We start from the raw sequence: 14,054 nt of genomic DNA on the forward strand, positions 1-14,054 counted from the left end.
TTGAAATCGATGAAACGATTTAAACTTTTTCCTGTTCAACGATTTCGATCTTTTTCTCTAAATCTTCGTCTTTTTTTATTCTTTCAGTTCGTACAAACTTATAACCGCTGACCATTGCCGACGTTTCACCTAGTCCTTCAAGCCAGTCATGAAAGAAGACTAAATAAATGTGAACAATAGCAAACAATATAAAAGTCCAAGTGATAAAATGATGTATAGTTCTGACGTTCAAATCACCACCAGCAAAATTGGTTACCCAGCCAAACATTTTAGGAAAAAACCAAGTTGAGGTTGGAGCGTACATTGCAAAACCTGTAGCAATCATAATTAACGCCATAACAAACATTATTAAATAAGAGGCTGCGGCTACGCTATTGTGTCCCACGGCTCCTGATGGAGAGCCATTTGTATGTTCATTTTGCAGGAAAATATCATATTTTATAACATGCCACATTCGTTTAAAACCTTCTTTTTTGAAAGGAAAAAACACACGCCAGCTGGCATATTTATTTCCCTTAAAAGCAAAATAAATTCTTAAAATCATTACGGCTACTAATAGATAAGCACAGGCAAAATGAATTTCTCGGACATACCCAAACCAAAACTGGTTTGTTGCTTCTCTAGTCGAAATTATACCTGGCGGATTGCCAATAATAAACCCTGTAGCCACTAGTCCTGTAATAGCCCATGCATTTACCCAATGAAAAATACGTATCGGCAGCTGCCATATGTAGGCTCTTTTATAATCGTTAGTTTTTGCTGGCATGTTTAACAATTTTAAATTATACGGTACAGATTGAGATATCGTTTACTTCTTTAATAATACTGCCGTTTTCATCATATAAGTGAACAGCGCAGGCAATGCAAGGATCAAATGAATGTATGGTTCTAATGATTTCTAATGGCAACTCTGGATTAGAGACAGGTGTATTTAACAAACTGCTTTCATACGGCGAACGTTGTCCTTTAGGGTCTCTCGGAGAAGCATTCCAAGTCGAAGGAACTACCTGCTGATAGTTCGCAACTTTTGCATCTTTTATTACGATCCAGTGGCTTAATGCACCTCTTGGTGCCTCTACAAGACCAACCCCTTGAGCTTCTTTAGGCCAAGTTGAAGTTTCCCATTTTTCCATGTTGGCCATTTTGGTATCTCCATTTTTAATGTTTTCAATTAAACGGTCAAAGAATTCGAGATTCCAGCCAGCCACTAATTTCGATTCCAATGCTCTTGCGAGCAGTTCTGCCTAAAGTAGAAAATAAAGCTTCTGCAGGAATTTGAAGTTTGGATAATGCGAGCATCGATAGTATCTTTGAATTCTTCTCTTCCCGATGCATATCCTACTAACATTCTAGCTAGAGGGCCAGCTTCCATAGCATGGCCTTTCCACCTTGGTGTTTTAATAAAACTGTATTTTTCATCAACATTTAAATGCGTATAAGGAGGTTTTGGACCAGAATAATTTATTTTGGTTTCTCCGCTCCAAGGCTGTCTTCCGGTATTGCCGTCTCCTTCATAATCATACCAAGAATTGTTTACGTATTCTTCTACAGTTTTTAAATCTCTCAGATCTAGATCGTGTACTTTTGTGAGGTCTTTATTTAGAATAACTCCCGACGGAAATTTAAAAGTATCACTATTGGTGTTATTATACCCTTGTGTTGGAAAATCACCAAAAGTCATAAAGTTATGAAAGCCTCCAATGGCGCCCCAGTCTTTATAATAACTTGCTATGGTTAAAACATCTGGAAGGTAAACTTGTTCTACAAATCGTTTTCCTTCTTCCAGCAATTGTCTTACAAATGCCAATCTTTCAGCATTTAAGCCACTGGCATCATCAAGATTAATAGAGCAGGCCATTCCTCCCACAAGAAAATTAGGATGCGGATTTTTGCCTCCAAAAATAGCGTGAACTTTGACAATTTCTTTTTGCCATTCTAATGCTTCCAGATAATGTGCGGTTGCCATTAAATTGGCTTCCGGAGGCAATTTCATTTGCGGATGTCCCCAGTATCCATTTGCGAAAATTCCTAATTGACCGCTGGCTACAAATTTTTTTAATCTTTTCTGCAAATCAGAAAAATAACCAGGTGAACTTTTGGGCCAATTGGATATGGATTGAGCCAATTGAGATGTTTTTACAGGATCGGCGTTTAGTCCGCTTAGTACATCAACCCAATCAAAAGCATGCAGATGGTAAAAATGCACTACGTGATCATGAAGGTATAATGAGCCTAACATGATATTTCTAACAATTTCTGCATTGGGCGGAATAACAATTCCAAGCGCATCTTCCACAGATCGTACAGATGCCGTTGCATGTGTTGATGTACATACGCCGCAGGTTCTTTGCACAAAGGCCCAAACATCTTTTGGGTTTCTGTCTTTTACAATATTTTCTAAACCTCTAACCATTGTAGAAGATAGGAAAGCTTCTTGTATTGTGCCGTCTGAGATTTCTACTTCGGCTCTAAGATGCCCCTCAATTCTGGTAATTGGATCTACTACTATTCGCTCTGCCATGTTTTATTTTTATTAGATTATAAATCCTCTAAGTGTTTTTCGTTTTCAGTTCCTTGATTAATTCTCTGATTAAGCTCTTTTCTTTTCGATACATTCGAAAGGATAGCATGAACTCCAATTCCTGCGGCTACGCCTCCAAGAGCAATTTTTCCCAGAGTATCTGCATTAGCTTCAATATTGCCAGGGCTTACAGCTGCATCTCTGGAATAAAAACTTCCTGCATCCCAAAAATCTTTAGCACTGCAACCAATGCAGCCGTGACCAGATTGTATAGGATAACTAACACCGCCATTCCATTTCATATTGCCGCAAGCATTATAAGTGCTTGGCCCTTTGCGACCTACTTTGTATAAGCAATAACCTTTCTTCGCATTTTCATCATCAAAATTTTCTGCAAATAATCCCGCATCAAAGTAAGGTCTGCGGTAACAGCTGTCATGAACTCTTTTTGAATAAAAAGCTTTTGGACGTCCAGAACTGTCTAATTCAGGCAGTTTTCCAAATGCTACCACATGCACAATAATTCCGGCCATTACTTCGCCTATAGGAGGACAGCCAGGAACATTTATAATAGGTTTGTCTGTTATGATTTTATGAATTGGCACAGCTCCGGTAGGGTTTGGTTTTGCGGCTTGTACGCAACCAGATGTAGCACAGCTTCCCCAAGCAATAATAGCTTTTGCTCCTGCTGCAGATTCTTTAAGAATATCTACAGCACTTCGGCCGCCAATACAGCAATAGTTTCCATCAGCTCCCATCGGAATAGAACCTTCAACGCAAAGGATGTATTCTCCTTTATATTTTTCCATAGTAGCTTTTTTAGCCGCTTCAGCCTGATGACCAGATGCGGCCATTAATGTCAAAGTATAGTCTAAAGAAATTTTGTCTAGGATAATATCTGCAACAATAGGATGGTCAGAACGAATGAAGGATTCACTGCAGCAGGTACATTCCTGAAAATGCTCCCAAATTACAGGCAAACGCGGAGTAGTTTCTAGCGCTTTGGCTATCTGGCCAATTGCCGAACTTTGAACGCCCATGTAGGCTCCAATATAAGCTACAAACTTTAAGAAATCCCTTCTGTTGTAACCTTGTCTTTCAATACTATTGTAATAGGTTTCGTTTTCTTTGTTTTTTTCCTCCATCCGTTATGTTTTAAATTATAGATAAAAAGACTTTTTGTGTGTTTAAAAGGATTTTAAAATTATCTAAATATTGTTGCTATGAATGTGATAAATATCAGTTTTTGGGATTTCTTTTGTTGATACCTTGCGAAATTGAAATATATTTTAAAGAACAGATAAGTTATGCATGAACTTTCTATAGTTACTTCAATCGTAAAAATTGCTAAACAAGAGGTAGATAAAATAGGAGGAAACAAAGCCTTAGAGATTTACTTGCAAATAGGAAAATTATCTGGCATTGAAATGAGTTCTTTTCATTTTATCTGGCCGCAATGCATAAACGGAACCGTTTTAAGAGATGCAAAATTGTTTATAGAAGAACCTGAAGGAAGAGCAAAATGCGCTGAATGTGAAACGAAATTCCAAATCGAAAAAAGTTTTGACAGTTGTCCAAATTGTAACAGTCCTTTTAAAGAAATCATAACAGGAAAAGAGTTGAAAATAAAGAAAATAATCATTAAATAAATTTAATTATGTGTACCACTTGCGGTTGCAGTTCTGATGAAAACGAAATTAGGTTTACTAAAATAGGAGATAAAAATTCCTACTCTCATTATCATTCTGGACATTTTCATCGCCATCATCACGAAGATCATCATCATGAACACCATTCTGATCATGACCATGACCATGACAATCATGACCATCAGCATGACCATAATTATGGGAATTCGCATTCTCATGAAGTTAATATAGTACAGTTGGAGAAAGATATTTTATTTAAAAATCAGCTTACTGCCGAAAGAAACAGAGGCTTTTTTGAAGCATTGAATATTTTCTCTATAAATCTAGTTAGTTCTCCGGGTTCTGGGAAAACATCTTTATTAGAAAGAACAATTTCAGATTTGAAAAACAAAATGGCTTTTTCTGTAATCGAGGGGGATCAGCAGACAACAAATGATGCAGATAGAATTCATAAATTGAATGTTCCTGTATTGCAAATTAATACAGGAAAAGGCTGTCATCTGGATAGCGAAATGATAGCAAAAGCCGTTAAAGAGCTAAAACCTGTTTCAGATTCTGTATTAATGATTGAAAATGTTGGGAATTTAGTTTGTCCTGCAATGTTTGATCTTGGCGAATTAAAACGTATTGTCATTATATCGGTTACCGAAGGAGAAGATAAGCCACTAAAATATCCTGACATGTTTTCGGGATCGCAAATTTGTATTATTAATAAGATTGATTTACTGCCTTATCTGAAATTCGATTTAGAAAAATTAAAAGAATATGCGAAAAAAGTCAATCCGAACTTAATCTTTTTTGAAGTTTCAGCAACGTCAGGAGAAGGATTGTCGGCTTGGTACGATTTTTTGTCTCAATCTATAAAACAATAGTATATGTGTTTAGCAGTTCCGGCCGTTTAGAAAAAGTTACAGTAGAACTTGACGAAACTTTTAGAATAGGAAAAGTATCATTTGAGGGTATTATTAAAGAAGTAAATTTAGCTCTCGTTCCAGAGGCTAAAATTGGAGATTATTTGTTAGTTCATGTGGGCGCTGCCATTGGAATTATTGACGAAGATGAGGCTAAACGAACAATGGAGGTTCTTAAGGAAATGGGTGAAGATTTAATTGAGTGAAATGGAAAAAAATAGTGAAGTAATTCATTTGCATCATGGCAGTGGTGGTGAACATATGACAAAATTGCTGAATGAAGTGATTTTTAAAATTTTAAAGAATGATGTTTTAGAAGTTCGCCATGATGGTGCATTTTTAGACGTACAAGGCAGTTTAGCATTTTCTACAGACAGCTATGTCATTTCGCCTATATTTTTTAAAGGTGGTAATATTGGCGAGTTAGCTGTAAATGGTACTGTAAATGATCTTGCGATGTGTGGTGCAGTTCCTAAATATCTTTCACTTGCTTTAATTATAGAAGAAGGTTTCGGTTTGGAAGAATTTATTCAAATCATTAAATCAGTAAAAAAAGCTGCTGATAAGGCAAATGTCAAAATCGTTACTGGAGACACAAAAGTTGTAGAAAGAGGAAAAGGAGATAAAATTTATATCAATACTTCTGGAATTGGAGTTATTCATGAAAAAGCGAATATTAAAGCTCAAAATATTAAGGAGAATGATGTTATAATCATAAATGGAGCAATAGCTTCGCACGGAATGGCAATTATGTCAGAACGTGAAGGATTAGAATTCGACAGCGATATTTTAAGCGATACAACAAATTTAAACCATACAGTTGTAGATTTAATAACACAATTTGGAGATAAAATTCATTTTTTAAGAGATGCTACTCGTGGCGGATTGGCTTCAGTTTTACATGAAATATCGGCAGAAATTAATTTAGGAATTTCACTTTTAGAAGAGAATATAAAAGTAGAAAATCAGGTAAAAAGCGCTTGTGAATTATTAGGATTAGATCCGCTTTATGTTGCCAATGAAGGGATTTTTGTTTGCGTTGCTGCGCCAGAAATTAAAGATGAGGTATTGAGAATTTTGCAAAAAGCAAATCCAAAAGCATCAGAAATTGGTTTTGTCACTGCTGAACATCCTTCAAAAATAATTATTGAAAGTGCTTTTGGAGGCAAAAGAGTGGTAAACCCTTTAGTGGGAGAACAGTTGCCACGAATTTGTTAATTTTTTTTGCCACGACCTGAGCGATAGTGAATAGACGAAGCAATTACACAAGTTATTTTTTATAGCCACAGATTAAAAGGATTATGATGATTTCTTTTATTAGAAAAAAATCTGTGTTAATCTGTGTAATCTGTGGCAAAAAAAAACGCCCGAATTATCGGGCGCTTTTAGTAAAAATATATTTTTAGTTTTTCTCAATCCATTTTCTGGCGTTAACAAAAGCTTCGTGCCAAGGAGAAACCTCGTCATTTCTGTCTTTTGGATAATGTGCCCAGTTCCATTGGAAAGTCGAACGCTCAATATGAGGCATCATTACTAAATGTCTTCCTGTTTTATCGCACATCATAGCCGTGTTGTAATCAGAACCGTTAGGGTTTGCAGGATAACCTTCGTAAGCATATTTAGAAACAATGTTGTATTGATCTTCTGCATAAGGTAATTTAAATTTACCTTCTCCATGAGAAACCCAAACTCCTAAAGTGCTTCCCGCTAATGTAGACAACATAACAGAGTTGTTTTCTTGAACTTTTACAGATGTAAAGATACTTTCGTGTTTCTGGCTTTCGTTATGGTGCATTTTTCCGTGAACTTCATGCTCTGGATTAATTACTTCTAATTCCATAAACAATTGGCAACCGTTACAGATTCCGACAGATAAAGTATCTTCTCTTTTGAAGAAATTATCTAAAGCTGTTTTTGCTTTTTCGTTGTATAAGAACGCTCCGGCCCAACCTTTAGCAGAACCTAAAACGTCAGAATTAGAGAATCCTCCAACTGCTCCAATAAACTGAATATCTTCAAGCGTTTCACGACCAGAGATTAAGTCTGTCATGTGAACGTCTTTTACATCAAAACCTGCCAAGTACATCGCGTTTGCCATTTCACGCTCAGAATTACTTCCTTTCTCACGAATAATAGCCGCTTTTGGTCTTGGTTTAGAATTGTCGATTTCTGGTTTTTTTCCTGTGAAATGTGCAGGGAAAGTATAATTTAAAACCTGATTTTTATAGTTTTCGAAACGTGCCTGAGCTCTTCCGTTTTTAGATTGTTTTTGATCTAATAAATAAGAAGTTTCGAACCAAACGTCTCTATAAGTTGGAATGTCTAATTTATAATCTGCAATTTCTAAAGTTGCTGTAGAAGTTACAGAACCAATTTTGAAGAATTCAATATTATTAGCTTTCAATTTAGCTTCAACAGCAGAATCTGATTTAGCTTGGAATACAATTCCGATGTTTTCTGCGAAAAGGATTTTCAACAAGTCTTTTTCCGCGAAAGCGCTGAAATCAATTTTTGCTCCCAAATTCACATCAGCAAAACACAATTCTAATAAAGTAGTAATTAAACCACCGCTTCCAATATCGTGACCTGCTAAAATTTGGTTTTCTCCAATTAAATCTTGGATTGTATTAAATGCATTTTTGAAGAAAGAAGCATCTTTAATGGTAGAAGTTTCGTTTCCGATTGTGTTTCTGATTTGTGCAAAAGATGAACCTCCAAGTTTGAAATCATCTTGAGATAAATTAATATAATAGATAGAATCTCCGTTTTTCTGTAAAACAGGTTCTACTACTTTTTTAATATCTGTACAGTTTCCAGCGACTGAAATAATAACCGTTCCGGCGCAATTACTTCATCGTTTGGATATTTTTGTTTCATTGAAAGTGAATCTTTTCCTGTCGGAATATTGATTCCCAATTCAATTGCAAAATCTGAACAACCTTGTACAGCATCATATAAACGAGCGTCTTCGCCTTCGTTTTTACAAGCCCACATCCAGTTTGCAGATAATGAAACTCCTTTTAAACCATTGATTATTGGAGCCCAAACTAAGTTTGATAACGATTCTGCAATAGCATTTCTAGATCCAGCAACAGGATCAATCAAAGCAGCGATAGGAGCGTGCCCAATAGAAGTTGCAATACCTTCTTTACCTAAATAATCTAGAGCCATAACTCCAACATTATTTAAAGGCAATTGTAACGGACCTGCATTTTGCTGTTTTGCCACTTTTCCTCCAACGCAACGGTCTACTTTATTAGTTAACCAGTCTTTTGAAGCAACTGCTTCTAAACGTAAAACGTCTTTTAAATAACTTTCGAAGTCATTTGCTGAATAAGCTACATCAGCATATTTTCTATCGATAGTTTTGTCTGTCATAACCGTTTTTGGAGAACTTCCGAAGAAATCTTCTAAAGCATAATCCATCGGTTTTGAACCATTTGATTTTGATTCGAATGTAAAACGGTGATCTCCCGTTACATCCCCAACCTGATACATTGGCGAACGCTCTCTGTCGGCAATTCTTTGCAACGTATCAATATCTTTTTGACCGATAACCAATCCCATTCTTTCCTGAGATTCGTTACCGATAATTTCTTTTGCAGAAAGAGTAGGATCTCCAACAGGCAATTTATCTAAATCGATCAAACCTCCAGTTTCTTCAACCAATTCAGAAAGACAGTTTAAGTGTCCACCAGCTCCGTGATCGTGAATAGAAACAATTGGGTTATTGTCACTTTCTACTAAACCACGAATTGCATTTGCAAGCACGTTTTTGCATTTCTGGATTTGAACGCTGAATTGCATTCAACTCAATTCCTGAACCGAAAGCTCCTGTATCTGCAGAAGAAACTGCAGCACCACCCATTCCAATTCTATAATTTTCACCTCCAAGAATTACGATTTTATCGCCTTCTTGTGGTTTCTTTTTAATTGATTGATCTAGTTTTCCGTATCCAATTCCACCCGCTTGCATGATTACTTTATCGTAACCAATTTTTCTGTTTTCTTCTTCGTGTTCGAAAGTTAAAACAGAACCTGTAATTAACGGCTGACCAAATTTATTTCCGAAATCAGAAGCTCCGTTTGAAGCTTTGATCAAAATATCCATTGGCGTTTGGTACAACCATTTTCTTTCTTCAACTGCATTTTCCCATTTTCTATCTTCTTTCAAACGAGAATATGAAGTCATATAAACCGCAGTTCCAGCTAATGGCAAAGATCCTTGTCCTCCAGCTAAACGGTCACGAATTTCTCCTCCAGATCCTGTCGCTGCTCCGTTGAAAGGCTCAACTGTTGTTGGGAAATTGTGTGTTTCGGCTTTTAATGAGATAACCGAATCGAATTCTTTTATTTCGTAAAAATCAGGTTTGTCTGCCGATTTTGGAGCAAATTCTTGCACTTTTGGTCCTTTTACAAAAGCAACATTGTCTTTGTAAGCAGACACAATATCGTTAGGATTTTCCTGAGATGTTTTTTTGATTAATTTGAAAAGAGAAGTTTCTTTTTCTTCACCGTCAATTACAAAAGTTCCGTTGAAGATTTTGTGACGGCAGTGTTCTGAATTCGCTTGAGAAAAAGCAAAAATTTCAGAATCAGTTAATTTTCTTCCTAGTTTAGTCGAAAGATTATTTAAATAATCAACTTCTTCTTCGCTTAAAGCTAAACCTTCAACTTTGTTATAAGTCGCAATATCATCAATTTCCAGAATTGGTTCCGGTTGAATGTTGATAGTGAAGATTTCTTGATCTAATTCGTTGAATTTTTGAGAAAGCATTGGATCAAAATCAGTAAAATCTTCCGTTGCAGGATGAAATTCTTCAATTCTGATAATGCCAGAAATCCCCATGTTTTGAGTAATTTCTACAGCATTTGTACTCCAAGGTGTGATCATAGTGGCGCGTGGACCAACAAAAAATCCTGTCAATGCAGATTTTTCGATCTTGTTTGCGTCGGCAAAAAGCCAGTTTAATTTTGAAATGTCTTGAGCTGAAATTTCGTTTTGCGTTTGTACGGCAAAAACAGTTTTGCTTTGGTTTTCAAAGAAATGGATCATTTGTGTAGTTTGTTGTATTGAGTCGCAAATTTAATGTAAATAAATAGTAAGCGCAAATTTGGAAACGATCTCTTTTCAAAAAAAATGAAATTGCTTTTTTCTTGCATTTTTTCTACCAAAAAGACGCAAAATCAAGAGGTTTAGGTATTTGGTGAAATTTAATGATTTAGTAAAATTTCTTTTTTGATATGTTCTGTAATATTAAACTTTTAGAAGAAAAAAATCAAAATTTAAAGTTCATAAGTTTAATGTCTTTAAATGAATGGATTTGCAAAAATTACGAAATCTGGAAATGAAGAAAAAGTATAAATTTTGAAAAAATGATTTTAATTAAAAGTTAATTGTGGTAATTTTCTTAGCTTTAAGTGTGTTTTGTCATTTCGACGGAGGAGAAATCTTCACAAGAAGCTCGACAAAGATTGGATTCTCTTCGCGGAGTTACTCGCGAAGATTTCTCCTCCGTCGAAATGACAAACTGCATGGATGCTTTATAAAAATACTTTGCGCCTTAGCGCCTTCGTGGCAAAACCATTATTTAGGGAAATCCTGATTCTGATAAGCACCCAAGTCAGGCGGCGAAGTTCTTGTAATTCCTAAAATATCTGTTGTAATGATATAGGCCTGATTCCCTTTAGCGAAAGCGGCAGAAGTTTTATCAATATTGAATTTATTTTCAGAAGCATTATAAAACTTAGGATTTTCATTTAGAATAATGTTCGTGTAATGTTCTGTATCGGTTTTGAATTGGTAATTAGGATTGGTTGTTGAGTTGCTAAATTTCAATAAACAATTATTGAATTGATAAACAAATGTGGCTTTTGCATTTTTATCTAAATTTAATTCGTTTGTAGCTGAACCATAAATAATGCAATTATTGAAAGTAGCCTGAGTAAGCGGATTGGTTTCTGGAGTTGCTCCTGCCAAAGAGTTGCTTAAATTTACTGCAAACGGAGAACTGCCTGACCAATTATTATTAAAAGTACAGTGTGCAAAACTATAATTTCCGCCATAGATGCAAGATAAACTTGCTATTCCAGCACGATTTATAACAATGTTTTCTCCAGTAATTTGTTCGTTTTGAGCTAAAATTCCGTATTCAACGCAATTGTAAACTTGTGTGTTTTTGATCGAAATAGGATTTAATGAACTTCTGAAATCTAAGCCTACAATCGCATTTTTTAAAGTCAAATGATTGATAGAATGATTCGCGCTTCCTTTTTCAAAAATAACCGATTTCCATTGCCCAGGGATGTCAGAATAAAGTGATTCTAAACGGTCGCCTTCAAAAATAACTTCATTTTCGAGTTTGTTTGTCGTAGAAGTTTTTCCGTTAATTTCTAGAGAAGCATTTTTACCAACATACAAACCAGAATTGGCATGAAAATGAATTCTTGCACCAGCTTCAAAAGTTATGGTTTTGTTTTCTGGAACTCCAGCATATCCATAAATGACGTATGGTTTTTCGTTTGTAAAAAGAAGCTCGTTTCCGTTTATGGGATCATTTTCGCTCAAATAGAACCCATCAACATCTTTGCCGTCAATTTTAATTTTTTCTTTGGTTCCGTCAGGATTTTGGTTCGGATATAAAAAAACAGCATCTTGAATTAAAGTAACCAAAGCAACTTCTTGCAAATTGGCTCCGCTGTCAAACTGAATTTGGTCAGTATATAAAAAATCATCAGGATTGGCATCTGTAATATCTGCAGTTGTTTCTATAAAAATGTACAAACTGTCTTTTGCTAAAAGTGTAACATTTTGAAAAATCTTACCGTTGTTGCCCAACATTCCATCAACAGTCATTCTGTATTTAGAATTCAAGCCTTTTTTAAATTGTACAATCGGAATCGAAATGTCTTTTTTGCTTTGGTTGTAGACTTTTAATTGGTAAGTGCTTGAACCAATATTTTTAAAAACAGTATCCAAATAAACGGTGTCTTTTGAAAACTTTAAATCTCCAGAACTAGTAATGGTATCAAAATCAGTTCGACAAGAACTGAAAGCAAGAATGATTCCGAAGATTAAAAGTGTAAAGTGTTGACGCATTTAAAAAAGTTTTTTTTTGCCACAGATTAAAGGATTAAAAAGATTTTTTTGCCACAAATTCCGTGAATTTTCTTAAATTAAATTGAAATATAATTCGCTGAAATTTGTGTAATTCGTGGCTATACTTTTAAAATCCCTTTAATCTGTGCAATCTGTGGCAAATAAAATAATTTCTAGCCAAAGATTGATTTTGATTGTTTTTGTAAAAATAACAAAAAACCTACACGTTTGAAGTTGAATTTTAAATTTAGGATCGGATTTTAGATTTATGTCTTATCTTTCTTTAATTTTACGATTTTAAAGTTTATTTTAATGAATTATACAAAAGAGCAGATTTTGGCGCGCTGCAATGAGTTTTCTAAAAACACATTGATGGAAACGTTAAAAATAGAATATATAGACGCCGGAGAAGATTTTTTAACTGCAAAAATGCCTGTAAATCCAAGTGTTCATCAGCCAATGGGATTGTTGCATGGAGGCGCTTCTGTTGCTTTGGCAGAAAGTGTCGGGAGTGCGGCTTCTTTCTTTTTTATCAATCCGAAAGAACAGGAGGTAAGAGGTATCGAGATTTCGGCAAATCATCTAAAAAGCATTCGTGAAGGTTATGTTTTTGGAACAGCCAGAATTATTCACAAAGGAAGAAGTCTTCATCTTTGGGAAATCAAAATTACTGATGAAGAGGGAAATCTGGTTTCGCTTTGCAAATTGACGAATATGGTTTTGGATAGAAAGAAAAGCGAATAAATATGAATTCATTTTTCTTAAAAATTAAAAATCATAAAGAACAAAATTTACCCTTTGTACTTTATTCAAAACCCAATACAGAAAGCTATGTTGGGATTTTACAGCAAAATAATACATTATACAATGTTTCTGATTACAGTGAAAAAGGATTTGTTTTTGCTTCTTTTGATGAAAAACAACTAGTCTTGATTCCTGAAAATGAATCAGAAATTATTTCTGTCCACAAAGATCCAGCTTCATTTGAACCAATCGAGATTGACGATTTAAATTTTGATTCTGAAGCTAAGTTTCAATACGAATATTTGGTAGCACAAGGAATTCAAGCGATAAAAAACGAAGAATTCAAAAAAGTCGTTTTATCGCGAAACGAAGAAGTGCCTTTATCTAAATTTGATTTTATTGAAACGTTTCAGCACTTGGTTCAATTGTATCCAGCAACTTTTTGTTATTGTTTCTTTCATCCTAAAATTGGTTTGTGGATGGGAGCGACTCCAGAAAAACTGCTAAAAGCAAACGGAAATGTTTTTGAAACGATGGCTTTGGCAGGAACGCAAAAAGACAATCAGGAAACTAAAATTATTTGGCGACAAAAAGAAAAAGACGAGCGACAATTTGTAACTGATTTTATTGTAAAAAGGCTTCGAGAATTTACAGCTTCGGTTGTGGTTTCTGAACCTTATAGTTTAAAAGCAGGATCTATTTGGCATATAAAAACCGATATTTCTGGAGTTTTAAAAGATAATTCGACTTTAGAAGAAGTAATCGATACGTTGCATCCAACTCCAGCCGTTTGCGGACTTCCAAAAAAGAAATCGAAAGGATTTATTATTGAAAACGAAAATTATGATAGAACTTTTTACACAGGTTTTCTAGGTGAATTGAACAGCACTTTTGGAGAAGCTCAAGCAAGTTCTGATTTATTTGTAAATTTACGATGCATGCAGATTCAGGAAGAAAAAGCAATTTTATATATGGGTTGCGGAATTACAAGAGAAAGCGTTCCGGAAAAAGAATGGGAAGAAAGCGTCAATAAATCAATGACGATGAAAAGAGTCTTGAAAGTTAGGAGTTAGAAGTTATGAATTATGAGTTTTCAGTCAAAGTCACAGTTTTCAGTTACTGAGACTTAA

11 protein-coding genes and 1 pseudogene are annotated in these 14,054 nt (G+C 35.0%); 6 read left to right on the forward strand and 6 right to left on the reverse strand.

Annotated elements, in window-relative coordinates:
* Positions 1-19: 19 nt before the first annotated feature.
* The 4 genes from cybH to P5P87_RS24300 are packed head-to-tail and all read right to left on the reverse strand — an operon-like array spanning position 20 to position 3,666.
* Positions 20-766, reverse strand: coding sequence for a Ni/Fe-hydrogenase, b-type cytochrome subunit (cybH, locus tag P5P87_RS24285; RefSeq protein WP_278020890.1), 747 nt, complete (start codon positions 764-766; stop codon positions 20-22).
* Between the two features lie 16 nt (positions 767-782).
* Entirely contained in the window at positions 783-1,223 is a 441-nt protein-coding gene (locus P5P87_RS26310; RefSeq protein ID WP_278020891.1) for a nickel-dependent hydrogenase large subunit, read from the reverse strand.
* Entirely contained in the window at positions 1,208-2,521 is a 1,314-nt protein-coding gene (locus P5P87_RS24295) for a nickel-dependent hydrogenase large subunit (RefSeq protein ID WP_278020892.1), read from the reverse strand. The genes P5P87_RS26310 and P5P87_RS24295 overlap by 16 nt, the downstream gene beginning before the upstream one ends.
* Before the next feature lie 17 nt (positions 2,522-2,538).
* A complete protein-coding gene (locus tag P5P87_RS24300; protein ID WP_278020893.1) occupies positions 2,539-3,666 on the reverse strand; it encodes a hydrogenase small subunit in 1,128 nt (375 codons plus the stop codon).
* A 162-nt stretch (positions 3,667-3,828) separates the two neighbouring features.
* Between P5P87_RS24300 and hypA the strand changes: the two genes are divergently transcribed.
* The 4 genes from hypA to hypE are packed head-to-tail and all read left to right on the forward strand — an operon-like array spanning position 3,829 to position 6,299.
* Entirely contained in the window at positions 3,829-4,170 is a 342-nt protein-coding gene (hypA, locus tag P5P87_RS24305) for a hydrogenase maturation nickel metallochaperone HypA (protein ID WP_278020894.1), read from the forward strand.
* Positions 4,171-4,178: 8 nt separating this feature from the next.
* The gene (gene hypB / locus P5P87_RS24310; protein WP_278020895.1) at positions 4,179-5,042 is read left to right on the forward strand and encodes a hydrogenase nickel incorporation protein HypB; all 864 of its coding nucleotides are present in this window, start codon (positions 4,179-4,181) and stop codon (positions 5,040-5,042) included.
* A 5-nt stretch (positions 5,043-5,047) separates the two neighbouring features.
* Complete coding sequence (locus tag P5P87_RS24315; protein ID WP_278020896.1) at positions 5,048-5,287, forward strand: HypC/HybG/HupF family hydrogenase formation chaperone; 240 nt, start codon at positions 5,048-5,050, stop codon at positions 5,285-5,287.
* Position 5,288: 1 nt separating this feature from the next.
* Positions 5,289-6,299, forward strand: coding sequence for a hydrogenase expression/formation protein HypE (hypE, locus tag P5P87_RS24320; protein ID WP_278020897.1), 1,011 nt, complete (start codon positions 5,289-5,291; stop codon positions 6,297-6,299).
* A 184-nt stretch (positions 6,300-6,483) separates the two neighbouring features.
* On the opposite strand, the pseudogene purL reads toward hypE, so the two are convergent.
* Both purL and P5P87_RS24330 read right to left on the reverse strand, forming a co-directional pair.
* Positions 6,484-10,137: pseudogene (gene purL, locus P5P87_RS24325) on the reverse strand (phosphoribosylformylglycinamidine synthase).
* 531 nt (positions 10,138-10,668) lie between these two features.
* The gene (locus P5P87_RS24330; RefSeq protein ID WP_278020898.1) at positions 10,669-12,180 is read right to left on the reverse strand and encodes a hypothetical protein; all 1,512 of its coding nucleotides are present in this window, start codon (positions 12,178-12,180) and stop codon (positions 10,669-10,671) included.
* A 312-nt stretch (positions 12,181-12,492) separates the two neighbouring features.
* On the opposite strand from P5P87_RS24330, the gene P5P87_RS24335 reads away from it, so the two are divergent.
* Positions 12,493-12,924, forward strand: coding sequence for a PaaI family thioesterase (locus tag P5P87_RS24335; RefSeq protein WP_012026684.1), 432 nt, complete (start codon positions 12,493-12,495; stop codon positions 12,922-12,924).
* 2 nt (positions 12,925-12,926) lie between these two features.
* Complete coding sequence (locus tag P5P87_RS24340) at positions 12,927-13,997, forward strand: chorismate-binding protein (RefSeq protein ID WP_278020899.1); 1,071 nt, start codon at positions 12,927-12,929, stop codon at positions 13,995-13,997.
* The last annotated feature ends 57 nt before the right edge of the window (positions 13,998-14,054 follow it).

Origin of the sequence: Flavobacterium ginsengisoli (assembly GCF_029625315.1) — a bacterium.
GTDB classification, from domain to species: domain Bacteria; phylum Bacteroidota; class Bacteroidia; order Flavobacteriales; family Flavobacteriaceae; genus Flavobacterium; species Flavobacterium ginsengisoli.